Below are 23,867 nucleotides of genomic sequence, written 5' to 3'. Positions count from 1 at the left end.
GTCCACTTGTGGCACGCGGCCCTGGCATGCTTCCGTGGCGGGATGATCTCCCCCTACACGGGCTGGACCAGGGAGCACTGGGCCGATCTGGCCGACCGCCTGCTCCTGTCGGCACGCCGCCACGCCTCCCCCTCCCACGCGCGCGTCAGCTTCCCCGGCGAGCCCGGCGGCTACGGCCCCGACGTCGACGCGCTGGAGGGCTTCGCGCGCACGTTCCTCGCGGCCGGGTTCCGGGTCGCGGGCGAGGGCGGGCGCGACCCGCTGGGCCTGATGGAGTGGTACGCGGACGGCCTGGCCGCCGGCACCGACCCGCACCACCCCGACCGCTGGGTCCGCCTGGACGAGCACGGCCAGGCCAAGGTGGAGGCCGCCTCCATCGCGCTGGTCCTGCACCTGACCAGGCCGTGGCTGTGGGACCGGCTGCCGCCGCTCGTGCGGGAGCAGGTGGTCGACTACCTCGCTCCGGCGGTCGGCTCCGGCTACCCGCCGATCAACTGGGTGTGGTTCCAGATCGTCGTGGAGCAGTTCCTGGCCTCGGTCGGCGGACCGTACGCGCAGGAGGACATCGACGCCGGGCTGGCCCTGGCCGAGAGCTTCGAACGCGAGGACGGCTGGTACGCCGACGGCTCCGAGCGCGCCTACGACCACTACGCCGGCTGGGCGCTGCACTTCTACCCGCTGCTGTGGAGCGAGATGGCGGGCCTCGCGCCGGACCCGCGTCACCTGGCGCGCCTCGAACGGTTCCTGGACGACGCCGTGCACCTGGTCGGCGCCGACGGCTCGCCGCTGATCCAGGGCCGCAGCCTGGCCTACCGCTTCGCCGCCGCCACGCCGTTCTGGGTCGGCGCCAGGGCCGGGGTCGGCTCGCCCGGGCTGCTGCGCCGGGCCGCCTCCGGCATCGCGCGGCACTTCGCCGAGCACGGCGCGCCCGACGAGGACGGGATACTCACCCTCGGGTGGCACGGCCCCTACCGGGCGATCGCGCAGGACTACTCCGGGCCCGGCTCGCCGTACTGGGCCGCGAAGGGCCTGTTCGGGCTCTCGCTGCCGGCCGATCATCCGGTGTGGACGGCCGTGGAGGAGCCGCTGCCGGTGGAGCGGGGCGACTTCACCCGCGTCGTGCGGGCCCCCGGCTGGCTGGTCAGCGGCACCCGGGCGGACGGCGTCGTCCGCGTGGTCAACCACGGCACCGACCACTCGTACCCGGGCTCCGACCTGGCCGACGCGCCGCTGTACGCGCGGCTGGGCTACTCGACGGCCACGTTCCCGCTGGCGGCGGGCGACCCGCTGGACCAGTCCGTGGTGGTCCTGGACGAGGAGGGGCGCGCCAGTCACAGGACCGGGTTCACCGCCGGTCCCGTGCGCGCGCTGCCGTCCGGGACGCTGGTCGGCTCGTCGCGCTGGCGGGCGCACTGGGGCGAGCAGGGTCCGGGTCCCGACCACGGCTACTCCAGGGCGGGCGCGCCGATGCGGCACGGGCCCGAGGTGGAGGTCGTGTCGGTCGTGCGCGGGGCGTGGGAGGTGCGGCTGGCCCGGCTGACCGGGCAGGCGGGCAGGCTGCGGGTGGGCGGCTGGCCCGCGCCCGAGAGCGGCCCAGCCACGCGGGTGTCAGGAGGTGCAGGGCTGAGCGAGTCGGGCACGGAGGTGGCGGCCACCCCGCTGGGCGAGCGCACGCTGGTCCCGTGGTGCGCGACGCCCGGCGAGGCGGAGCCCGGCCGCTGGTACGCCGCCGCGCTCCTGCTCGGCGACGGCGAGCAGCCGCCGGCGATCGACGACCGCAAGATCACCTGGCCGGACGGGACGATCGACGACCTTCCCGAGACGTTCTCGGGCCTGTCGAAGTGATCTCCGGGCCCGATCGGGCGCCCGCCTGCCACGCTCCGCCTGACCCGATCTTCGTCTGTTGTAAGTTATAACGAGCATTTTCCGGCAAGACGGGACGAAAATGGGCGAACCAGCAGCCAGGGGGAACCGGCGTTACGCGATGGCGGTGCTGCTGGCCCACTCGGCCACCACGCAGATCGTGACGTTCGTGCTGCGGCCCACGATGTCGTACCGGGCGATCGAGCTGGACGTGCCCGCGGCGTGGCTCGGCGTGCTCGGCGCGAGCTTCGCCATCGCCCCGCTGCTGCTGGCGCTGCCCGCCGGGCACGCCGCCGACCGGTACGGCGAGCGCCGCATGGCCGTGGCGGGGGCGCTCACGCTCACCGCGGCCGGGGCCGCGTTCCTGGCCCTCGGCGACACGGTGCCCGGGCTGATCGCGGCGGGGATCCTGCTCGGCACGGGACATCTCGGCTGCGTGATCGCCCAGCAGGCGCTGGTGGCCAACACCACCGGGCGCGGCGGCCACGACACCGCGTTCGGCCGCTACACGTTCGCGGCCTCGCTGGGGCAGGCGGCCGGGCCGGTGCTGATCTCCGCGTTCGGCGGCGACCAGGCGATCCCCGACACCGGGCAGATCTTCCTGTGGTCGTGCGGCCTGGCGGTGCTGCTCGTCGCGCTGTCGGCGCCGCTGCCCCGCAGCCCCCGCCCGGAGGCCGCGGACCGGGAGGCGGCCGGCGGCATGCGTTCCCTGCTGCGCCGCCCCGGTCTCGCGCACGCCCTGGTCACGAGCTGCGTCGTGCTGGCGGCCGTGGACATCACGCTCGTCTACCTGCCGGCGCTCGGCACCGAGCACGGCCTCACCGCGGGCACGATCGGCCTGCTGCTGACCATCCGCGGCCTGGCCTCCATGGTGTCGCGCTTCTTCCTCGGCCGGCTGTCGCGGGCGCTGGGGCGGCGCAGGCTGCTGGTCGCCGGCACGGTCGCGGCAGCCGCGGCCCTGCTCGTCACTCCCCTGCCGATGCCGCTGTGGCTGCTGGTGCCCGTGCTGGTCGTCCTGGGGTTCGGGCTGGGGGTGGGGCAGCCGATGACGATGTCGTGGCTGGCCGAGTCGGCGCCGCCCGGGCTGCGCGGGCGCGCGATGTCGCTCCGCCTGGTCGGCAACCGGACCGGACAGCTCCTCCTGCCGGGGGCGGCGGGGCTGGTGGCGGCCGGGGCGGGAGCGGCGGGGGTGCTCATGGTCACGGCGCTCGGCCTGGGGTGGGCCGGCGTGGCCGCCCGCCGCCTGCCCGTGGACGGCTGACCACCTCGAAACCCGCCCCTCGCGGCCACCGGCGCCTCCGCAATCCAGCGCTCCCGGCCACGGGCGCCTCCGCAGCCCGGCGCTCCCGGCCACGGTCGGGTCGCGGCCGGGAACCGGATCAGCGGCGGGGGTTACCAGTCGCCGCCCTCGTCACCGCCCTCGAAGAACTCCTCCACGACCTCCTCGACCACTTCACCGGCCACGAGGCCGCCCACCACGCCCGCCGCGCCGGCGGCGACGACCATGCCCATCCCGGACCCGCCGTGACGCCCGTGGTGCTCGTCGTGGTGGCCGTAGTGGCCGTGGCTGCCGTGGTGGTGGCCGCCGTACTGGGAGAGGCTGTCGAGCCAGCGCCCCAGATCGCTCGCCCAGTCCGCACGCAGCGCGTCCTCGTGGCTGACGTGGAAGCGGCCGATGGCGTCACCCGAGGAGTAGCGGCCGGTGCGCTTGTCGGCCTCCAGCACCACCTCCAGCCCCTGCGGGTCGGCGACGAAGGTGACCTCCACCTCGCCCACCCGCCCCGCGTACTGCCCGGTCGGGTAGAACTCGATCTCCTGGTAGAACGGCAGCTCCTGCCGCACCCCGCGCAGGTGTCCCGCCTCCAGGTCGGCCGACTTGAAGGCGAAGCCGAGCTGCAGGAACGACTCCAGGATCCGCAACTGCGAGGGCAGCGGCTCCACCGCCACCATGTCGAGGTCGCCCTTGTCGACGGCCTTGGCGATGGCCAGCTCGGTACGCACGCCCACGGCCATGCCCCGGAGCGGCTGGCCGGCGATCTCGCTGATCGGGGCCTCCCACGGAACCGGGATGCGGAAGTCGACGGTACGCTCCTCGCCCTTGCGGAGGGTGAAGGGACCGGAGACGCGGTGGCTGCCGAACTCGCTCAGCCCGGCGGCCTCACCGCCCCCGTGCTCGATCTCCACCCGCGCCACCAGGCCGAGGGTGATGTGCTCGATCTCGGCGTCGAAGTCGCCGCCCTTGAGCCGCACCTCTCCTTCCAGCGTGCCGCCCGGCCGGGTACGCGGCGTGGACAGGACGGTGTCCACCGATGGCGCGCCGACCCCGAGCGCACCCAGCATCCTCTTGAAGACCACGGCTCTTGTTCTCCTGTCGAACGAAGATCGGAACGTGTGACGCCCGCGTCAACGATCGGCCGCGGGGTGGAGTTCCTCCTGGCGCTCACGCACAAGAAGCTGGTCCAGCTTGGCGTTCACCGCGGCGAGCTCCTGTTTGACCGATTCGAGCTCCGGCGGGGCCTCGCCCTCCTCGTTCATGGCGTTGACCACGACCGCGATGAACAGGTTCAGCGCCACGAACGTGGACATGAGGATGTAGACGATGAAGAAGAGCCACGCCCACGGCTTCTCCTCCATGACCTCCTGGGCGACGTTCCCCCAGTCGTCCCCGGTCATGATCTGGAACAGCGTGAACAGCGAGCGCGGCAGCTCGTCGAAGCGCTCGGGCACGATGTCGCCGAACAGCTTGGTGGCGATGACCGCCGCGATGTAGATCATCAGCACCAGCAGCCCGATGATGGAGGCCATGCCGGGCACGGCGGCCAGCAGCGCGCCGACCACGCGGCGCATGCTGGGCACGGCCGAGACCAGCCGCAGCGCCCGCAGGATGCGCAGGGCGCGCAGCACGGACGTGGGGCCGGAGGCCGGGATGAGCGCGACGACGACGATGATCGCGTCGAACCAGTTCCAGGGGTCCTTGAAGAACGCCCTGCGGTAGGCGTACAGGCGGGCGGCCAGCTCCACGGTGAAGACGGCCAGCGCGACCCGGTCGATGGCGTGCAGCAGGCCGCCGGCCCGCTGCATCAGGTACGCGCTGGTCTCGCAGCCGATGGTGATCGCGTTGACGACGATGACCAGGATGACCGCCCGCTGCACGAGACGGCTCTCCAGGATGGCCCGAACGCGTTCTTGCCCAGACAACGAACTCCCTCCGAATGATCGTTGATCATCGTAGGGACGCGCCGGGCCCCGGCCCCCGGCAAAGATCAGGCTGAGATGCGGATCACAGGCCGCCGCTCTCCCTGACCCGCTCGACGAACCGGCACACGTGCGCGCGCAGCAGCCGCGCGGCCTCGGCGGCGGAGCCCGACTCGGCGGCCCGCAGGATCTCGCGGTGCTCGTCGGCCTCCGCCTCCCAGGTGGGCACGCGCCCCCAGGCCGCCGCGGAGATCAGCGCGGTCTGGTCGCGCAGCGAGTCGAGGGTGCTGACGAGCAGCGGGTTGCCGCAGCCCGCGTAGAGGGCGCGGTGGAAGTCGCGGTTGGCCAGGCTGCGGTCGGCGCGGTCGGCGGCGGTGTCGGCGCGGCGCAGGGCCTCGGCGGCCGCGCCCAGGTCGGCCCCGCGCTCGACCGTGCGGGTGACGGCCTCGGGCTCCAGCAGCAGGCGCAGGTCGTAGACCCACTCCATCAGCGCGTCGTCCACCGTGCGCACGGTGGCGCCCTTGTACTCGCTCATCGTCACCAGGCCGGCGCCCGCCAGCGTCTTGAGCGCCTCGCGCACGGGTGTCTTCGACACGCCGAGCTGCTGGGCGAGCTCGGTCTCGACGAGCTGGCGGCCGGGCGGGAGCGCGCCGGTCAGGATCGCGTGCTTGATCGCCTCCAGGACGACCGTGCCCCGCGAGGACAGCGACTTGGGCTGGCCGGAGAAGACCGGGGACGCCATGACCTCACTCATGAGATGAAAGATATCGTACATCGCATCTCGTATATGACCGCTGTCTTGCGTTACAGTCGCGTGAATTAGGACTTGAAGAAAACTCACCTGAGGAGGCCCGTAACCCGAGCCGTCCGGTGTGGCCCGCGGCCACGGACCACACCGGCGAAGACGGCTCCGTTCATCGCACACCCGGACCGGACGGATCCCCGTCAGGACGCCGTTGGCGCGGCGGCCGGCGGGCTCGCGAGCCGGCGGTCCGGCGTGGCCACTGCACTGACCTGCAGCCTGGAGCTCGAATGCAGTCTAACTCCGCAACACCCGCCCCGACCGTGCCCGCGACCGCGCGACGCGCACGGTCCCGGCTCCGCTGGACGATCATCACGCTGTCGGGCCTCGGCCTGACCATCGCCTACCTCGACCGCTCCGCCCTCAGCGTCGCCAGCACCTACATGCAGGACGACCTGGGCTTCGACCAGACCACGAAAGGGATCCTGCTCAGCTCGTTCTTCTGGACGTACGCGATCTTCCAGCTCCCCTCCGGGTGGCTGCTCGACCGCTTCGGCCCCCGCCTCATCTACCCGATCGCCGTCGTGTGGTGGTCGCTGTGGACGGCCGCGACGGCCCTGGCCCACGGCGTCGGCACGCTGCTGGTGGCCCGGCTCGGCCTCGGCATCGGCGAGGCCCCCGTGCAGCCGGCCAACATCAAGGTGGTCGCCACCTGGTTCCCGCGCAGGGAGCGGGCGCTGGCCTCCAGCCTGTTCGACACCGGGCAGCAGGTCGGCGTGGCCCTGTCCGTGCCGGTGGTCACCGCGCTGATCGCCGCCTTCGGGTGGCGCGCGGCGTTCGTCGTGATCGGCCTGGCCGGCCTGGTCTGGGTGATCGGCTGGTGGATGATCTACCGCTCGCCCCGGGAGCATCCCCGCATCTCCCAGGCCGAGCTCGACTACATCGAGGGCGGCGACGCCGCCGTGCCCGAGAGCGGGCCGCGGATGCGCTGGGTGGAGCTGCTGCGCTACCCCACCGTCTGGGGGCTGGTGCTCGGCTACATCTGCCGCTCGGCGACCGGCGCGTTCTTCCTCACGTGGTACCCGAGCTACCTGGTCGAGGACCGCGGCTTCACGATCCTGGAGCTGGGCGTGTTCGGCTCGATCCCGTCGCTGCTGGCGGTGGGCGCCACGATCGCGGGCGGCGCGTTCTCCGACTGGCTGGTACGCCGCGGCGTGCCCATCTCCCGCGCCCGCAAGCTGCCCATCATCACCGGCATGCTGCTGGCCTCGACGATCGCGCTGACCACGTTCGTGGACGGGAACGTGGCCGTGCTGGTGCTGCTGTCGATCAGCAACTGCGCCCACTCCTTCGCCGGCGCCGCCATCCTCAGCCTGCCCGCCGAGGTCGCCCCCGCCCCCTCGGTGGTCGGCTCGGTCGCCGGCTTCCAGAACTTCGGCTCGCAGATCGGCAACATCATCAGCCCGATCCTCATCGGGTTCTTCCTGACGATGAGCGGCAACTCGTACACGGGGCCGATGCTGTTCGCCGGGGTGATGGCCATCCTGGGCACGCTGATCTACGGCTTCGTGGTGAAGGTCCGGCCGCTGAACGAGAACATCCCCGCAGAGAGCAGAGGTTGAGCAGAGGTGCAGTCCCTGACCGAGATCCTGAACGACGTGGCGGCCGTCACCGTGACGCCCTTCGACGCGGGCGGCGCCGTCGACCTCGACGCGAACGCCGCGCTGGTGCGCCGGCTGGTCGTCGCGGGCGTGAAGGTGATCACACCCAACGGCAACACCGGCGAGTTCTACGCGCTGACGCCGGACGAGCGGCGCCGCGTCCTGGAGTCCACGGTGGCGGCGGCCGGTGACGGCGCGATCGTGCTGGCCGGGGTCGGGCTGGACGCGTTCTCGGCGGCCGAGGCCGCCCGGCACGCGCGCGACCACGGCGCCCGCGCGGTGATGGTGCACCAGCCGGTGCACCCGTACGTGGCGGCCGAGGGCTGGGTGGACTACCACCGGCAGATCGCCGAGGCCGTGCCCGACCTGGGCGTGGTGCCCTACATCCGCAGCCCGCGGATCACCGGCGAGGAGGTGGCGCGGCTGGGCGAGGCGTGCCCGAACGTGGTCGGCGTCAAGTACGCGGTGCCCGATCCGGTGAGGTTCGCGTCGGTGGCGCGGGATGCCGGGCTGGAGCGGTTCGCGTGGTTGTGCGGGCTGGCGGAACCGTACACGCCGGCGTACTGGGCGGTCGGCGCCCGCGGCTTCACCTCCGGGCTGGTCACCGCGGCGCCGGAGCTGACGCTGCGCATGCGCGACGCGCTGCGGGCCGGCGAGTACGCCGCCGCGATGCGGGTGTGGGAGCTGATCAGGCGGTTCGAGGAGCTGCGCGGCGCGGACTCCTCGGCCGACAACGTGGCGGTGGTCAAGGAGGCCCTGGCGCAGCTCGGGCTGTGCCGCCGCGACGTGCGCCCGCCGAGCCGGGCGCTGCCGGCCGCCGTACGGGAGGAGGTGGCTGCGATCCTGGCCACCTGGCAGGAGGGAGCAGCATGAAGATCACCGCGTTGCGTACGTACATGCAGCGGGTGGACGTCCGCCCGCGGCTGCTGGTGAAGGTGGAGACCGACGAGGGGGTGTCCGGCTGGGGCGAGGCGTACAACCACGGGCCCGACCACGCGCTGATCCCCGTCCTGGAGTACATGTTCCAGCAGATCGAGGGCGTGGACCCGCGGCGGGTGGAGTACGTCGTGCGGCGCCTGCTGCAGGAGGCGCGGTTCCCGCCGGGCGCGATCGGGCTGGCCGCCATCGCGGCCATCGACCAGGCGCTGTGGGACATCTCGGGCAAGGCGGCGGGGCTGCCGGTCTACATGTTGCTCGGCGGCAACGTCCGCGACCGCGTGCCCGTCTACTGCGGCGTCTACACCGCGCCGGACCCGCCCGCCTGCCGCGACCTCACCCAGGAGCTGCACGAGCGGTACGGCTTCACCGCCTTCAAGCTCAGCCCGTACCGCCGCGACCTGTACGCGGGCCGCTGGGGCAACGTGGTCAAGGAGGCGGCCGGCTACTTCGCCGAGATCCGCTCGATCCACCCGACGGAGTGGGAGTTCGCCTTCGAGGCGCACGCCCGCATCTTCGAGCCGCGCCAGGCGATCCAGCTCGGCAACGCGCTGGCCCCGTACGACCCGCTGTGGTTCGAGGAGCCGATCAGACCCGAGTACATCCCGGCCTGGGGGCACCTGCGCTCACAGCTCGACGTGCCGCTGGCCACCGGCGAGTCGCTGTTCCTGCCGCAGGACTTCCTGGCCCTGCTTACGGCGGGCGGGGCCGACATCGTGCAGCCGGACGTGTGCGTGGTCGGCGGGCTGGCGCAGATGCGCAGGATCGCCACGATCGCGGAGGCGCACTACGCCAGCGTGGCCCCGCACAACCCGATGGGACCGCTGGCGACGGCCGTGAACGTGCACTTCGCGGCCGCGCACCACGGGCTCAAGCTGGTCGAGTACAAGCCGTGCGAGACCACCTGGTGCCCGGACCCGTACCTGCCGGTGGACGGGTACCTGGAGCTGCGGCCCGACCGGCCTGGCTGGGGGGTGGAGATCGACGAGTCGGTGCTGGGCACCGACGACTACGTGCGCTGGGAGCGCGTGCTGCCGATCCGGCCGGACGGCTCGACCGGTTACGTCTGAGCTCACCATTCGAAGCGCTCGCTGAACAGCCGGCCCGCCGGGACGCCGTGCGCCCGCAACTCCTTGACCATCCCCGCCACGAACCCGGGGCCGCCGCAGACGAAGTACGCGGCGTCCCCGGGAGCGTCGCGGGTGATGCGGGCGGCGGTGAGGCGTTCCCCGCCGGGGTGCGCGGGGCGGTAGCGGGGGCCGAGGTGCCGGTCCCGCCCGCCACCAGCACCGTCGCCCCCACGGGCAGCGCGCGCAGGCGTGCGGTGAACGGGCCCGCGTCCTTCACCGCGAACACCAGCTCGCCGTCCTGCGCCCGCACCACGCTGAAGGGGTGCGACCGCTCCATGGTCGTGGTATGCAGGTGGCAGAACTGGCCGGGCAGCGGCCGGATCCCCCTGCCCCGCAGGCTGTAGACGGTCACGCCGCCGGCGACCCGCTCCGCGCCCGCCACGAGCCGGATGGACCTGTCGGGCATGGCCGCACGCTTCCTTCCCCCGAAGCCGGACTTGCGGGGACAGCCTAGGAAGATCACCCGAAAAACCGTGTGAAGGACCGCGGCTCGTCCCGGGTCCGGTCAGCAGCAGGCTGACGGCCGCTCCCCCGGTGCGGGACGGTCAGCGGCCGCTCCACTTGATCTCGTACGCCTTGAGCGTGTACTCCTTGCCGTCCACGGTCGTGGTGACGTCGCCGTCGGTGGTGTTGACCAGCAGGAGCTGCTCCGGCTGGGCCAGCACCTTGACCTTGGGCTCGGAGGAGGTGACGTCGTCGAGCTGCGCACCGGCGGGGAACCACGTGACGAAGTTTTCCAGGAGCTGCCCCGTCTTCGTCTCCGACCCGCTCTTGGGGTCCCACAGGCAGCCCCGGCACGCGCCCTGCTTGGCCTGCGGGTTCCAGTACAGCGCGGTGGCGGCGCCGCTGGTCACGAACGCGATCATGGAGGCGGCCTGCACGGCCAAGCGCTTGGGCTCCGCCCAGTTCGTGCTGCCGTCCTCGGGCTCGTAGTACCACTCCGACCACCAGATCGGCATGTCGCCGGTCTTCTCCCGCAGCCACTTGGTGATGTCGGCGAACTTGGCCACCGCGCCGAACTCGTCAGGCAGCAGCTCGTGCGCGTCGGTGACGGAGGCGCCGTCCACGACGATGAAGTCCGCGCCCTTCTTGTTCTCGAACCAGTAGTTGAAGGCGTCGAGCACGTTCTGGTTGACGACACCCCAGTCGCCGCGCAGCTCCGTGTCGCCGCCGGCGTTGCTGTCGAAGCCGAGGTACGGGCCGCCGATCTGGGCGTCGGGCCGGACCTTCTTCACGGCGTCGTAGACCTTGTTGTACATCTCGGTGTAGCCCTTGTAGTCCGCGGGCTTGGAGTGGTCCTTCCAGAAGCCCTTGAACTCGTTCCACACCATGAAGTACTTGACGTCCTTGTACCGCTGGGCGACCGTCGCCGACAGCTTGGCGAACTCGTCGAAGAACTCGGGGTACGGCGCGTCCTCCAGGTGCTCGGCCCAGGCGGAGTCCGCCGTGGGGCCCTCGGGGCCGCCCTTCATCCAGTCGGGCGCGCAGCAGAGCGTGATCACCGGTGTGGCCTTGGACTGCCGCATGACGTTCATGCGGCTGTCGAGGTCCTCCCAGAAGTACTGCCCGGGGTACGGCTCGGGGTTCAGCGCGCCGAAGCCCATGATGTGCTGGTTCTGCAGCATCGGCGTCCGGGCGAGCCGGCCGGCCACGACCTGCTCGAACTCGCGGGTGACGTTGTTGGCGCTGACGCCCGTGTGCGTGAAGCCCCAGCGGGGCCAGCCCTCGTCCACCTTCGGCGGCGTCACCGCCGGGCTCGCGGCCTGCGTCTGCGGCGCGGCGCTGGTCTGCTGCGGCGCCGGCGGTCCCTGCTGTGTCCCGCCCATGGTGCCGCAACCGGCCATGATCACGGCCGTCGCGGTGACCCCCATCACCCGGCCGAGCCTGCGCCAGAACGATCCCCCGCTAGTCGTTGCCACCCGATTCTCACCCGATCCCCACTCTGTGCATGCCGCTCGTAGCGTTCCATGCACCGGCTAAGGCGGACATATTGGGGGACGACTTTCACAGGTAATCGTTATCGTTCAGTGTTCGAGGCCGCGGAATCAGGGTCCAGCGCCGCGGCGGTGTTGACGACGGCCAGGTGGCTGTAGGCCTGGGGGAAGTTGCCGACCTGGCGGCGGTGGGCGGTGTCGTACTCCTCCGACAGCAGCCCGACGTCGTTGCGCAGGCTCAGCAGCCGCTCGAACAGCTCGCGCGCCTCCTCGCCCCTGCCGAGCAGCGCCAGCGCGTCGGCCAGCCAGAACGAGCAGGCCAGGAACGTGCCCTCGCCGCCGGTGAGCTCGTCGAGGTTGTCCAGGTCGTGGCGGTGGCGCAGCACCAGGCCGTCCCTGCCGAGCTCGCGCCGCACGGCCTCGACGGTGCCCGGCACGCGCGGGTCGGACGGCGGCAGGAAGCCGAGCCTGGGGATGAGCAGCAGCGCCGCGTCCACCCCGCGCGAGCCGTAGAACTGGGTGAACGTGTTGTGCTCCGCGTCGTAGCCGTGCTCGCACACCTCGCGGTGGATCTCCTCGCGCAGCGCCTTCCACCGGTCGGCGGGTCCCGCGTGGTCGCCCGACTCGGCGGTGCGGACCATGCGGTCGGCGGCGACCCAGGAGAGGATCTTGGAGTGGGTGAAGTGGCGGCGGGGGCCGCGGATCTCCCACAGGCCGTGGTCGGGGTCGCGCCAGTGACCCTCCAGGTAGTCCATGAGGCGGCACTGCAGGTCCCAGGCGGCGTCGTCGTGGTGGAGGCCGGCCTGCCTGCCCTGGTAGAGGCAGTCCAGCACCTCGCCGTAGACGTCGAGCTGGACCTGGGCGTACGCGGCGTTGCCGATGCGTACGGGACGGGAGCCCTCGTACCCGCACAGCCAGTCCGCCCGCCACTCGGGGATGCGGCGGGTGCCGTCGAGCGTGTACATGATCTGCAGGTCGGCCGGGTCGCCCGCGACCGCGCGCAGCAGCCAGTCGCGCCAGGCCCTGGCCTCGTCCTCGAATCCGGCCCCCAGCAGGGCGCGCAGCGTGAACGACGCGTCGCGCAGCCAGCTGTAGCGGTAGTCCCAGTTGCGGGTGCCGCCGATCTCCTCGGGCAGCGACGTGGTGGGCGCGGCGACCAGGCCGCCGGTGGGCGCGTAGGTGAGCGCCTTGAGGGTGAGCAGGCTGCGCCGCACGGCCTCGCCGTACCTGTGGCCTCCCCGGTACGCGCAGTCGCGCAGCCAGCCGGTCCACGTGCGCTCGGTGTCGTCCAGCGCGGTGAAGGCGTCCACCCTGGCGGGGCGGGGCAGCCACGACTGCTGCCAGGTCAGCACGAACGGCAGCCGGTCGCCGGCCGAGACGGCGAAGCTCGCCGTGGTGGTGCCCGCGCTCTCGTCGAGCGGCACGGGCGCGTCCAGCCAGGCCGAGTCGGGGCCGGCCACCGCCGCCAGCTCCCCGCCGTCCTGGCGGGTCCAGGGCACGACGCCGCCGTAGTCGAAGCGCAGCGCCAGCTCCGTACGCATCTCGACCCGGCCGCGCACGCCCTCGACGATGCGCACGACGTCGGGCGCCTCGACGCGCGGCGGCATGAAGTCGAGCACCCGCGCGCACCCGCCGTCCGCCTCCCACGTCGTCTCCAGGATCAGCGTGTCCTCCCGGTAGCGGCGCTCGGCCGTGGCGCGGCCGTCGGCGGGGGCCAGCAGCCACCGGCCCGCGCGCGGCTCGTCGAGCAGCGCGGCGAAGCAGGCCGCCGAGTCGAACCGGGGCAGGCACAGCCAGTCGATGGAGCCGTTCCTGCCCACGAGGGCGGCGGTGTGCATGTCGCCGATCAGCGCGTAGTCCTCGATCCGCATCGGTCCACCCCCTGGCCCGTCTAGTGCCCCAGGCCCACGGGATGGAACGCGGCGGGTGTCCCTGAGTCGCGGGCGCGGCAGCATCGGGACGACGATCAGCGTGAGAAGGTCCTTCGACGCTACCGGGACCCGAACAGCGTGAGCGGGACGGCCTCGGCGAGCGCGCGGTAGCCGGCGGGGCTCAGGTGGAGGTGATCGCCCTCGTCGTAGGCCGCCGACAGGCGGCGGGGCTCGGCCGGGTCGCGCACCGCCAGGTCGAAGTCGATCACCGCGTCGTACGGCCCCTCGTCGCGGATCCACGCGTTGACCGCCTGCCTGGCCTCCTCCCGGTGCCCCTCGGGGTCGTCGTAGGGGTGGCTGCCACCGAACGGCGTCAGCGTGGCCCCGTACACGAGCAGGTCACGGGCACGGGCACGGACGGCGATCTGCTCGTAGGCGGCGAGCAGCTCGGCCACCACCTGCCGCTGGGCCGCCCGGGTGGCCGGCGCGGTGCCGAGGTCGTTGACGCCCTCGAAGACGACGAGCCAGCGGGCGGCGCTCTGGGCGAGGACGTCCCGGTCCAGCCGGGCCAGGGCGCTCGGGCCGAGCCCGTCGTTGAGCACCCGGTTGCCGCCGGCGCCCTGGTTGGCGACGGCGATGCCGGGCGGGAGCCGGTCGAAGAGCCGGTCGGGCCAGCGGTCGTTGCCGTTGGTGGTGGAGCCCCGGCCGTCGGTCAGGGAGTCGCCCAGCAGGACGAGCGTCGCCGCGCCCGGCTCGGACCAGACCTCGACGCCGCTGAGGAGGTACCAGTGGTCGACGGGAGTGGCGGCGGGCAGGTCGGCGGCGTCCACGTGGTCGCCGGCGGCCAGGTGGGAGGTGGTCCTGGAGCCGGGGTGCGAGGTGAGGGCGGAGGAGGCCAGGCCCTGGTCGAGGTAGACGGTCACGGTCAGCACCGCGCCGGGACTCACGTCGAGCTCCAGCGGGTCGGACACGACGTGCGCCCCGACCGGGACGGTGGTGCCGGCGCGGCCGGAGAACGTCACCGGCCGGGAGGTCTCCGGCCGGATGCCGCTCACCCCCGCCGAGCCGCCTCGCGGGAGCGCCACGGCCACGCGGGTGATCGGGAGCGGCGCGCCCCCGAACGCGTTGGACAGCCGCAGCCGCAACCGGTGGCCGCCCAGCGACACGCGCAGCGTCTGCCGCAGCGTGGTGTCCGCCAGGCTCAGCCCTTCCTTGGCGTACGGCGGGGGCGGCATGTTGTCCGGCTCGGTGAGCTGCGGCATCGCCGTCCACGTGGTGACCCAGCGGCCGGTCGGCGGGCTGGACGGGGGCGACAGGGACATGAGGGCGGCTCCACTTCATAGGCGAAACTTTCGGCACGATAGCGAACGTTTCGCCGCCCCCTGTCCCCGGGTCGGGGTTTTTACCGGCACTTGTCGATCAAGTCATAGGTCCCGCGGCCCTTCACGCCTAGGGTCGCCACCATGGACTCTGCAGACGGCGGCGGGCGGGAGCTGATTCTGCGGACCGCCACCAGGCTGTTCGCCGCGCTCGGCTACGACAGCTCCTCCGTCGCGCAGGTCGCCGAGGCGGCCGGCGTGAGCCCGGAGGAGCTCGGCGCCCACTTCACCGGCAAGCGCGAGCTCTACCTGGCGGTCATGGAGCAGGCGCGCAACCTGCTGGCGGAGGCCATCACGCCGCGGGTCGACGCGCTGATGGCGGTCCCGCCCGAGCGCAGGGCCCGGGCGCTGCACGACTTCATCGATGGGTACCTCGACTTCTGCCTGGCGCATCCGGAGATGCCCGCGCTGTGGATGCACCGCTGGCTGTCCGACGCCAGCGACATCGTGGACCTGGAGGCCGAGAACGCCCAGCCGCTGACGCAGTATGTCGTGGAGGGCGTCGACACGCTGGCCGAGCCGGCCGGCGCCGACCCGCTGCACACCACGTACACGATGATCTGGTGCATCCACGGCTTCGTGCTCAGCGGGGTGCTGAACGGGAGCGGCTACCGGCGCGGCGTCGAGGACCAGGACCAGCTGCGGCGCTTCCGCGACCACATGCACCGGCTGCTCGGCCGCGCGCTGGACCTGCCCGATCCGCGCGCCCGGGAGCGCGCGCCCGGCCCCTACGACGGCGCGGCCGTCTCTTCACCACCTGATCATGATATTGGCGGAACGTAACCAAAATACGACATATACGCGTGTAATCTGCCCGTATGGGTGGTTTGGCGTGGACAGCACGCTCACGATACGTGAGCGGGGCCTGCTGAGGCGGTGCGGGAGGATGACGTCCCGGCTCCCGGCGCGGCGAACGGCTCGTCCCGCCTGGACAAGCTGCTGGTCGAAGCCGTCATCAGCGCCGGCGCGCACATCGGCGCCGCCTACCTCCTGGACGACACCGGCCAGATCCTGCAGATGGCCACCGAGGTCGGCCTGCCCGCGCCGATCGCCAGGGCGTGGTCCAGGATCAGGACGAGGGACCCGGTGCCGATCGCCGTGGCGGTCCGCGAGCGGCGGCTGATCTGGATCAGCGGGCGCGAGCACCTGGCCCGCGAGTTCCCCGCGGCCGCGCTCGCCCTGCCGTACCCCTTCGCCGCCGTCCTGTCGCCCATCTGCTCCGATGGCCGGGTGCTCGGCGGGTTCATGCTGCTGTGGCCGGCCGGGCAGGCGTCCGAGCTCCCCCGCCGCCAGCGCGACATCGTCGACAGGGCCTGCGCCACGATCGGCGAGCTGCTGCGGGAGGCGGCCCGGCAGGGGCGGCCGATCAGGGCCGGGTCCCAGCCGCGCCTGCTCGGCCCGCGGCCCGTTCGCCCGACCGACCCGCGGGCCGACCTCGTCGCCCTGGAGTGCCTCAACCGGCTGCCCGAGGGTTACTGCGTGCTGGACGTGGAGGGCCGCGCGACGCTGGTCAGCGCCCCGGCCGCCGACCTGCTCGACGTGACCCCGTCCGCGCTGCTCGGCAGGCGCCTGTGGGAGGTGCTGCCGTGGCTGGCCGACCCCTCGTACGAGGACCGCTACCGCGCCGCGGTCATCGCCCGGCAGATCACCCAGTTCGCCACCCGCAGCCCCACCGGCAGGCAGCTGTCGTTCTGCCTGTATCCCGGCCTGACCGGCATCACCCTGCGCATCACCCCCGGCGCGGTGTCCCGCGACTCCTCGCCCGACCCCGTCACCGGCGGCGACCGGACGCTGCGGGTCGTCGCGGTGCACGAGATCCTGCTCCTCGCCACCGCGCTGGCCCGGGCGGTGACCGCCCAGGAGGTGCTCGACCTGGTCGCCGACCACGTCATGCCGGTCTACAACGTGCAGGCGCTGGCCATCCTCACCTCCAAGGGCGGGCGGCTGCGGGTGGTCGCCTCGCGCGGCTACAGCCGGCAGGCCATCGACGAGTTCGACGGCCGGCCCGTCATCCCCGTCGCGCCCACCGGCAGGCCGTTCGACCCGGGCAAGCCGGCGTTCTTCTCGAACTGGGACCAGTTGCGCGCCGCCTACCCGGACGCGATCCGCTCCGACGACATGTGCGCCTGGGCGTTCCTGCCGCTGGTCACCTCGGGCCAGCCCATCGGCACGTGCATCCTCGCCTACGACCGGCCGCACCGGTTCAGCACCCAGGAGCGGGCCACGCTCACCGCGCTCACCGGGCTGATCGCCCAGGCGTTCGAGCGCGCCCGGCTCTACGACGTCAAGCACCAGCTCGCCCAGTGCCTGCAGTCGAGCCTGCTGCCCCACGAGCTCCCGCGGATCCCCGGCCTCGACGTGGCCGCCAGGTACGTGCCCGCCACCCCCGGCATGGACATCGGCGGCGACTTCTACGACCTGATCCGCCTCGGCGACACCATGGCCGCGGCCGTCATCGGCGACGTGCAGGGGCACGACATGACCGCCGCCGCGCTCATGGGCCAGGTACGCACCGCCATCCGCGCCCACGCCTCGACCGGCGTCAGCGCCGGCGACGTGCTCGCGCACACCAACCGGCTGCTCGTCGAGCTGGCGCCCGACCGCTTCACCAGCTGCCTGTACGTCTGCTTCGACCTGCGACGGCACACCGCCTGCGTGGCCAGCGCCGGACACCTGCCACCGGTGCTGGGCCGGCCCGGCGCCCGGGCCCGGGTCGTCGACACCTCCCCCGGCCTGCTGCTCGGCATCGACCCCGAGGCCGAGTACGCGACCACGACCCTGCCCATGGAGCCCGGCGCCGTCATGACCCTCTACACCGACGGCCTCATCGAGGAGCCCGGACGCGACCTGGGCGACGCCATGGCCGCCCTGGCCGACCGCTTCGCCCCGGCGCCGGGCCAGCCCCTGCACGACCTGGCGGAGACGCTCATCGAGCCGGCCACGATCGAGCGGCGCACGGACGACATCGCCGTGCTGCTGCTGCGCGACACGTTCGGCCGTCCGTGATCAGCGCCGGGCGGTCAGCCGCAGCACCGCCTTGCCGGACGACAGCGAGACCACGCGCACGCCGATGTGGTTGACGGACCCGGTCGAGCCCTCGCCGAGGTACGCCTGCGACATCACGCCCGGCCCCGTGCCCTTCACCCGGACGGTGGCGGAGGTGAAGGTGATGGCCAGCCGGGTGATGCCGAAGCGGGAGCTGACCCGGAACGAGACGCCCCTGGTGAGAGTGAGCTTGCACGTGCCGTCGTAGCAGGCCCGCAGATTGGGCTTGGCAGTGGCGGCGGCGGTGGTGGCGGTGGTGGCGGACGCCGTGGGGACGGCGAGCGGGACGAGGGCGATGGACGCCGCCGCTGCCAGCGCGGCGATCCTGATCGTGGGGGGCATGATCCTCCTTGCTCTCCGGTTGTCGGCGCGCCCAGTGTGCGGCGATCTCCCCGGGACCGGTCCCGGGGAAACGCTGCGTGTTCGAGATCTCACTCGATAGATTCTGGTCGTGCGCTTCCCGCAACGGGGTCCCCGGCCGGAGGGGGTACGCCCGGGCATGACCGTGGACGGCCGGTACCTGCTGGTGCGCGGCCTCTCCCGGGGGCCGGTCGGCGAGGTGTGGCTCGCCGACGACCTGGAGCTGGGCCGGGACGTCGTGCTCAAACGGCTGGCCGTGGACGGCGCGGCCGGCTCCGACCGGCTGTGGGCCGAGGAGCGGGCCCTGGCCAGGTTCAGCCATCCGCACGTCGTCACCCTCTACCACGCCGTCCGGGGCCGGGCGGCGTCGTGGCTGGTGATGGAGCACGTGCCGGGCGGGAGCCTGGAGGGGCGGCCGGGGCTGTCACCGGGGGTGGCGGCGCGGATCGGGGCCCAGATCGCGGACTACGGCAACTTCGACCGCTGCGACGTCCTCGTCAGCCCCCCGTCCGACACGGTCGTGGCCGTCAAGGTGGACCTCAACCTCGACCCGCCGCCGGAGCAGGCGAAGGCCGCCACGACCACGGGCATCGTCACGGTCGTCGCGGACCCGGGCGAGAGTCACGCGTGCAACCGCACGCTGGTGCTCGACGGCGTCACCGACACGACGATCACGGTCACGGCCAAGCGCGACGACGACGGCGAGGCCGCGCTGTGCGACATCGCCGACGCGGCCACGGCCGACGCCGTGCGCACGCTCAACCGGGGCCCGCTCGCCCGCCGCTCCCCCGGTTTCCCCGCCGAGTCCCTGGCCCAGCAGGACGCCTGCACGCTGCTCGACGCACGGGCCCTGGAGGTCGTGCCCGGGATCGACGCCGCCGACCCCGATCGCGGCTACGGCGGGTGGGACTGCGAGTGGGGGAGCACCACCAGCGACACCCGGCTGGACCTGACGTTCGACCGGGGCGAGCCGCCGGACGCGGCGGGCGGGACGTCCACGCGGCTCAACGGGCGGCCCGCCTACGTCCGGCCGGTGGGCGAGGGCGAGGAGACCTGCCTGGTGCAGGTCGTCCACCGCACCTACCCCGACGTGCACGGCCGGACGGCCGCCGAGACCCTGCGCATCCTGGTGGGCGGGTCCCGCCCGACGGAGCGGCTGTGCCGGATGGCCACCCACCTGGCCGACGCGGCCACGGCCCGCCTGCCACGCGCATGAAGCCGGACGCCGCACGCGCCGCGTCGGGAGGGTCCCGAAACGAGCGGGACGTCCCGCGTCCGGGAAGGGTCCCGGAGGGGGCCGGGCATGCTGGAGCCGGAGGCGCCGGAGACCGGGATCCGGGCAGCCAGGAGAGGGAGGAGTGCGATGGACGTCCCTGACAGCCTCGCCCGAGGCGTCGCGCCCGCCCCGCCGGGCACGCTGCACGCCCGCAGCGTCAACGGCGGCGTCGAGGTGCCGCCCAGGCCGGGCCTGACCGTGCGGTTCGGCCGGGGCGCGCGCCCCGACGTGGATCTGTGCGTCGGGGAGGACGACCTGTGGGTGAGCCGCCGCCACGGCGAGCTGACCTTCAGCAAGCAGCGCTGGTGGCTGCGGAACACCGGCCAGCAGCTCCTGCGACTCCCCCGGGGCCGTCTGATGCACGCGACGACCGAGGCGTTCCCGCTGGCCCCCGGCTACACGCCGGTGTTCGTGCGCGGGTCGGGTTTCCGGGAGCACCTGGTGGAGCTGTACGTCACGGGTCACGACGAGGAACGGGCCCCCCGCCGCCGGGCGGCGACGCTGCCGCCTCGGAGGTGGCCGCTGGACGACGACGAGCGGCTGCTGCTGGTGGTGCTGGGCCAGCGTTACCTGCTGTACGAGGAGGGCCCCCGCCCCCTGTCGTACCGGCAGGCGGCCGAGCAGCTCGCCTACCTGCGCCCCGGCGGCGACTGGCGGGAACGCAGGATCGAGAACCGGATCGAGACCGTGCGCCGCCGCCTGGAGGCGGGCGGTTTCCCGTACCCGCTGACCCACGACAAGTCGGCGGGCGGCCCGTCGGACAACCTCCTGCACAACCTGCTGCGCGGGCTGGTGGAGTCGACGACGCTGGTGCCGCCGGACCTCGACCTGCTGGAGGACGACCTCGAACCGCTGCCTGGCGAGCAGGGCCCCACCGGCTGACGGCCCGCCCGGGCAGGCGGGTGGGTGGTGCCGATCAGGTGGCGTTAGGGCTCCCGCAGCATGAACCCCGCCCCGCGTACGGTGTGCAGCATGCGCGGGCCGCCGCCCGCCTCCAGCTTGCGGCGCAGGTAGCCGATGAGCGTGTCCAGCGGGCTGCCGTCGACCTCGAAGTCGTACCCCCACACGCGTTCCAGGAGCAGGGCGCGGGACATGGGGATGCCGGCGTTGCGGGCCAGCACCTCCAGCAGGCCGAACTCGCGCCGCGTCACGTCGATCTCCCTGCCGTCGAGGGTGACCCGGCGGTCGGCCGGGTCGAGGACGAGGGGGCCGACCCTGACGGCGGTGCGCGAGGCGGGGGCGACGTGGCGCAGGAGGGCGCGCAGGCGCAGGGCCAGCTCGTACAGGTCGAACGGTTTGACCACGCAGTCGTCCGCGCCCGCCGCGAGCCCGGCCGCGCGGTCGTCCACTGCGTCCCGGTCCGACAGCATCAGCACGGGCACCCGCGTGCCCGCCGCGCGCAGCCGGGCGCACACCTCGACGCCCGACATGCCGGGCATGGAGACGTCCATCACGATCGCGTCCGGTGGGGACTTGTCCACGCGGTCGAGCGCGAGCGGCCCCGAGTCGGCGGTGTCCACGGCGAAGCCCTCCAGGCGCAGGCCGCGCCAGAGGGCGCGCAGGATCGCCCAGTCGTCGTCCACGGCGAGGATGCGGTATGCGGTCATGGGCGGGCTCCGCTCAGCGGGGGTCGCGGCGCAGGGGGTGGTCGGCCGGAACCTGGACCAGGACGATGCGGTGGCCGTCGGGGTCGGCGATCCACGCCTCGACCAGCCCCCAGGGCTCCTGGCGGGCCCCGCGCAGCACGGTGACGCCCGCCTGGCGCAGCCGCTCCTCCTCCCGCGCCACGTCGCGCACCTGCAGCCAGAGCTGCATCCCGGGCCCGGCGGCCGCCTGCGCGGACCCGGACAGCTCCAGGAGGCCCTGGCCCAGGAAGAAGACCACGCCCGGGTGGTCGGGCGGGCCGAACTCGCGGTAGACGGCCAGGCCGAGCGTCTCCGCGTAGAAACGGCGGCTGCGCGTGAGGTCACGGGGACGCAACAGCACGCGACTGCTCAGCACCTCCATGCCGAACCTGTTCCCCGCGCCGGGTCACGGAAGCCCTCGGATCGGGAAAGCCCGAGATCCGAAAGATCGCCAGACCGGATCGGCACATCCAGCCGCGTCGGGCGCGCCCGGAGTGCCGGGCCGAGGACGCCCGGCCTCCCCGGAGCGCGCCGCGGAAGGCGAGGGTGCCCGCCTCCCCGGAGCCCGCCGTGGGAGGCCGGCGCGCCGTCACACCACCGCGCCCGAGCCCCGGGGCTCCCGGGCGGGGCGGGGCTTGGCCGGTTCGGGGGCCGGGCGGCGGTCGAAGCGGCCGAGCAGGATCGCCGCGGGGCCCGCCACGAACGCGGACGACAGCGTGCCCGTCACGATCCCGGCCACCAGCGCGATCGCGAAGTCCCGCAGCGAGTCGCCGCCGAAGGCCATGAGCGCGAGCAGGATGAACAGGGCGCCGAGGCCGGTGTTCACGGTCCGCGGCATGGTCTGCAGGATCGCGCCGTTCACCGCCGCCGACAGCGGCTCGCCGCGGCGGGCCGCCCACAGCTCCCTGACCCGGTCGAACACCACCACCTTGTCGTTGACCGAGTACCCGACGACGGTCAGCATCGCGGCCAGGAACACGCCGTCGATCGGCTTGCCCAGCCAGGCGAACAGGCCCGCCACCACGACCACGTCCACCAGCAGCGCCAGCACGGCCGCGGCGCCGAACGTCCACCTGAACCTGACGGCCAGGTAGGCGAGCTGCAGGGCCAGGGCCACGCCGAGCGCGACGAGCGCGTTGCGGCGCAGCTCCTCGCCCAGGCTGGGGCCGATGAACTCCTCGCTGCGCTTGGTCACCTCGCCCGCCTGGGCCTCCAGCGCCTGCTCGATGCGGGCGACCTCGTCGAGGCCGAGCCGCGCGGCGCGTACGGAGACGCCGTCGTCGCCCGCCTGCACCACCGCCGTGGGGAACCCGGCCCGCGCGACCGCCTCCCCCGCCGCGTCGGCGGAGATCGGCCTGGAGGTGGCGAACTCGACGAGCCTGCCGCCGGTGAACTCGACGCCGAAGTTCAGCCCGCGTGCCACGAGCCCGGCGACGGCCACCGCCGCCAGCCCGCCCGCGAGGCCCAGCCAGAGCCTCGCGTGCCGCATGAGCCTCGGGTTCCTGCGCGTCAGCCAGGTCCTGACAGAGCCGGCGGAGCCGAGCCCGGACAGGCGTGGCGTGACGCGGCCCATGACGGCCTGGGTGAGCACGCGGGTGATCAGCATGGCGGAGACGAGCGAGGCCAGCACGCCGACGGCCAGCGTCACGCCGAAGCCCTTGACCGGTCCGGACGCCAGCCAGAACAGCAGCCCGGCGGCGATCAGGGTGGTCACGTTGGAGTCGGCGATCGCGCTCCAGGCGTTCCTGAACCCCCGGTCGAGCGCTCCCCGCAGGCCGCGTCCGGGCGCCGGCTGGTACTCCTCCCTGGCCCGCTCGAAGACCAGCACGTTCGCGTCGATGGCCATGCCGATGGCCAGCACGAACCCGGCCAGGCCCGGCAGCGTGAAGGTCGCGCCCATCGCCACCAGCGCCGCGTACGAGATCAGGCCGTAGCAGAGCAGCGCGATCACGGACAGCAGCCCGGCCAGCCGGTAGACGGCCACGATGAACAGGGCGGTCAGCACGAGCCCGGCGATCGCGGCCTTGGCGCTGGCGTCGATGGCCGCCGCGCCGAGCGTCGGGCCGACCGTGCGCTGCTCGACCAGGTCGAGCGGGACCGGCAGCGCGCCGCCCTTGATCAGCACGGCCAGGTCGCGCGCCTCCTCGTGGGTGAAGGAGCCGGTGATCTGGGCGCTGCCGCCGGGAATCCCGGTGCCGCACGGGACGGAGGGGTCGAGCGGCGGCGAGGAGATGATCTCCTTGTCGAGCACGATGGCGATGCGGCGCCGGGGGTCGTCCTGCGGCCGGCAGGACACGTCCCCGGTGAGCTTGCGCCAGGGCGCCTCCTCGCGGAAGTCGAGGCTCACCCACCAGCCGGGGCCGCGCTGGGGGTCGCTCTGTTCGGCGGCGTCGCTCACCCCGTCGCCGGTGATGGCGGCGGGGCCGAGCTTGAGCAGCCCGCCGTTCTCGTCGCGTACCGCCTCCTTGTCGCCGGGCTCGGCGGCGCCGAGCACGGGGTGGAAGGCGAGCTGCGCGGTACGGCCGATGACCTCGGCTGCCTGGCGCGGGTCGAGCACGCCGGGCAGCTCGACGATGATCCGCCGCTCGCCGGAGCGGACCAGGGTGGGATCGACGACGCCGAGCGCGTCGGCCCGCTGGCGCAGCACGTTGAGCGCGCGGTCGGTGGCGGCGGCGTCGGCCTGGACGGTGGCGGAGCTCTTCGTCTCGAAGACGAGCTGGGTGCCGCCGCGCAGGTCCAGGCCCAGGCGGGGCGCGGCGGCGAGGGTGACGATCAACGAGATCACGATGACGGCACACGCCGTCACCGCACGCCAGAACGGCGCACGGAACATGGAAGCCTCCACAGGCT

20 protein-coding genes are annotated in these 23,867 nt (G+C 73.3%); 10 read left to right on the top strand and 10 right to left on the bottom strand.

Annotation, left to right across the window (positions count from 1 at the left end):
- Positions 1-42 precede the first annotated feature (42 nt).
- Positions 43-1,845 carry a DUF2264 domain-containing protein gene (locus ACBJ32_RS49455; protein ID WP_375132840.1) on the top strand — a complete coding sequence of 601 codons (1,803 nt, stop codon included), beginning with the start codon at positions 43-45 and terminating at the stop codon, positions 1,843-1,845.
- Between the two features lie 100 nt (positions 1,846-1,945).
- Entirely contained in the window at positions 1,946-3,124 is a 1,179-nt protein-coding gene (locus ACBJ32_RS49450; RefSeq protein WP_375132839.1) for an MFS transporter, read from the top strand.
- A gap of 131 nt (positions 3,125-3,255) precedes the next feature.
- Here ACBJ32_RS49450 and ACBJ32_RS49445 read toward each other — a convergent pair whose 3' ends face one another.
- The 3 genes from ACBJ32_RS49445 to ACBJ32_RS49435 all read right to left on the bottom strand — a co-directional run bounded on the left by ACBJ32_RS49445 (position 3,256) and on the right by ACBJ32_RS49435 (position 5,812).
- A complete protein-coding gene (locus ACBJ32_RS49445) occupies positions 3,256-4,218 on the bottom strand; it encodes a sporulation protein (protein ID WP_375132838.1) in 963 nt (320 codons plus the stop codon).
- Positions 4,219-4,266: 48 nt separating this feature from the next.
- Positions 4,267-5,061 (bottom strand): ion transporter, encoded by a 795-nt coding sequence (locus ACBJ32_RS49440; RefSeq protein WP_375132837.1) that lies wholly within the window; start codon positions 5,059-5,061, stop codon positions 4,267-4,269.
- An 82-nt stretch (positions 5,062-5,143) separates the two neighbouring features.
- Positions 5,144-5,812 (bottom strand): GntR family transcriptional regulator, encoded by a 669-nt coding sequence (locus ACBJ32_RS49435; RefSeq protein WP_357876498.1) that lies wholly within the window; start codon positions 5,810-5,812, stop codon positions 5,144-5,146.
- A gap of 278 nt (positions 5,813-6,090) precedes the next feature.
- Between ACBJ32_RS49435 and ACBJ32_RS49430 the strand changes: the two genes are divergently transcribed.
- Genes ACBJ32_RS49430 through ACBJ32_RS49415 form a run of 4 tightly spaced genes read left to right on the top strand, consistent with a single transcriptional unit; the run spans position 6,091 to position 9,871 of the window.
- Complete coding sequence (locus ACBJ32_RS49430; protein ID WP_375132836.1) at positions 6,091-7,422, top strand: MFS transporter; 1,332 nt, start codon at positions 6,091-6,093, stop codon at positions 7,420-7,422.
- A 6-nt stretch (positions 7,423-7,428) separates the two neighbouring features.
- Complete coding sequence (locus ACBJ32_RS49425) at positions 7,429-8,334, top strand: dihydrodipicolinate synthase family protein (RefSeq protein WP_375132835.1); 906 nt, start codon at positions 7,429-7,431, stop codon at positions 8,332-8,334.
- Positions 8,331-9,467: a mandelate racemase/muconate lactonizing enzyme family protein gene (locus tag ACBJ32_RS49420; protein ID WP_357876504.1), complete on the top strand. Its 1,137-nt coding sequence runs from the start codon at positions 8,331-8,333 to the stop codon at positions 9,465-9,467. Before ACBJ32_RS49425 ends, ACBJ32_RS49420 begins: the two co-directional genes overlap by 4 nt.
- 47 nt (positions 9,468-9,514) lie before the next feature.
- A complete protein-coding gene (locus ACBJ32_RS49415) occupies positions 9,515-9,871 on the top strand; it encodes a hypothetical protein (protein WP_375132834.1) in 357 nt (118 codons plus the stop codon).
- Positions 9,872-10,072: 201 nt separating this feature from the next.
- On the opposite strand, the gene ACBJ32_RS49410 is transcribed toward ACBJ32_RS49415, so the two are convergent.
- The 3 genes from ACBJ32_RS49410 to ACBJ32_RS49400 form a co-directional block, all read right to left on the bottom strand.
- A complete protein-coding gene (locus tag ACBJ32_RS49410; protein WP_375132833.1) occupies positions 10,073-11,446 on the bottom strand; it encodes a xylan 1,4-beta-xylosidase in 1,374 nt (457 codons plus the stop codon).
- Positions 11,447-11,544: 98 nt separating this feature from the next.
- On the bottom strand, positions 11,545-13,332 hold the full coding sequence (locus tag ACBJ32_RS49405; protein ID WP_375132832.1) for a glycoside hydrolase family 15 protein: 1,788 nt from the start codon (positions 13,330-13,332) through the stop codon (positions 11,545-11,547).
- Positions 13,333-13,451: 119 nt separating this feature from the next.
- Positions 13,452-14,654: an SGNH/GDSL hydrolase family protein gene (locus ACBJ32_RS49400; RefSeq protein WP_375132831.1), complete on the bottom strand. Its 1,203-nt coding sequence runs from the start codon at positions 14,652-14,654 to the stop codon at positions 13,452-13,454.
- 141 nt (positions 14,655-14,795) lie between these two features.
- On the opposite strand from ACBJ32_RS49400, the gene ACBJ32_RS49395 reads away from it, so the two are divergent.
- On the top strand, positions 14,796-15,494 hold the full coding sequence (locus ACBJ32_RS49395) for a TetR/AcrR family transcriptional regulator (protein ID WP_375132830.1): 699 nt from the start codon (positions 14,796-14,798) through the stop codon (positions 15,492-15,494).
- A 93-nt stretch (positions 15,495-15,587) separates the two neighbouring features.
- Entirely contained in the window at positions 15,588-17,717 is a 2,130-nt protein-coding gene (locus ACBJ32_RS49390; protein WP_375132829.1) for a SpoIIE family protein phosphatase, read from the top strand.
- On the opposite strand, the gene ACBJ32_RS49385 is transcribed toward ACBJ32_RS49390, so the two are convergent.
- Positions 17,718-18,098, bottom strand: coding sequence for a hypothetical protein (locus tag ACBJ32_RS49385; protein WP_375132828.1), 381 nt, complete (start codon positions 18,096-18,098; stop codon positions 17,718-17,720).
- Positions 18,099-18,207: 109 nt separating this feature from the next.
- On the opposite strand from ACBJ32_RS49385, the gene ACBJ32_RS49380 reads away from it, so the two are divergent.
- Together ACBJ32_RS49380 and ACBJ32_RS49375 are read left to right on the top strand one after the other, a co-directional pair.
- Positions 18,208-19,332 carry a protein kinase gene (locus ACBJ32_RS49380; RefSeq protein WP_375132827.1) on the top strand — a complete coding sequence of 375 codons (1,125 nt, stop codon included), beginning with the start codon at positions 18,208-18,210 and terminating at the stop codon, positions 19,330-19,332.
- A gap of 147 nt (positions 19,333-19,479) precedes the next feature.
- Positions 19,480-20,274 carry an FHA domain-containing protein gene (locus ACBJ32_RS49375; protein WP_357876521.1) on the top strand — a complete coding sequence of 265 codons (795 nt, stop codon included), beginning with the start codon at positions 19,480-19,482 and terminating at the stop codon, positions 20,272-20,274.
- A 44-nt stretch (positions 20,275-20,318) separates the two neighbouring features.
- Here ACBJ32_RS49375 and ACBJ32_RS49370 read toward each other — a convergent pair whose 3' ends face one another.
- From ACBJ32_RS49370 to secD, 3 genes are all read right to left on the bottom strand, one after another.
- Positions 20,319-20,999 (bottom strand): response regulator transcription factor, encoded by a 681-nt coding sequence (locus ACBJ32_RS49370; protein WP_375132826.1) that lies wholly within the window; start codon positions 20,997-20,999, stop codon positions 20,319-20,321.
- 13 nt (positions 21,000-21,012) lie between these two features.
- Positions 21,013-21,399 (bottom strand): VOC family protein, encoded by a 387-nt coding sequence (locus tag ACBJ32_RS49365; protein WP_357876525.1) that lies wholly within the window; start codon positions 21,397-21,399, stop codon positions 21,013-21,015.
- A gap of 207 nt (positions 21,400-21,606) precedes the next feature.
- Positions 21,607-23,850 carry a protein translocase subunit SecD gene (gene secD / locus ACBJ32_RS49360; RefSeq protein ID WP_375132825.1) on the bottom strand — a complete coding sequence of 748 codons (2,244 nt, stop codon included), beginning with the start codon at positions 23,848-23,850 and terminating at the stop codon, positions 21,607-21,609.
- Positions 23,851-23,867: the final 17 nt, after the last annotated feature.

The sequence above is a fragment of the Nonomuraea sp. GTA35 genome, from assembly GCF_041950525.1.
Lineage (GTDB): Bacteria > Actinomycetota > Actinomycetes > Streptosporangiales > Streptosporangiaceae > Nonomuraea.
The sequence above is the reverse complement of the archived record's forward strand: the minus strand, read 5'-3'. Positions and strand labels throughout refer to the sequence as shown.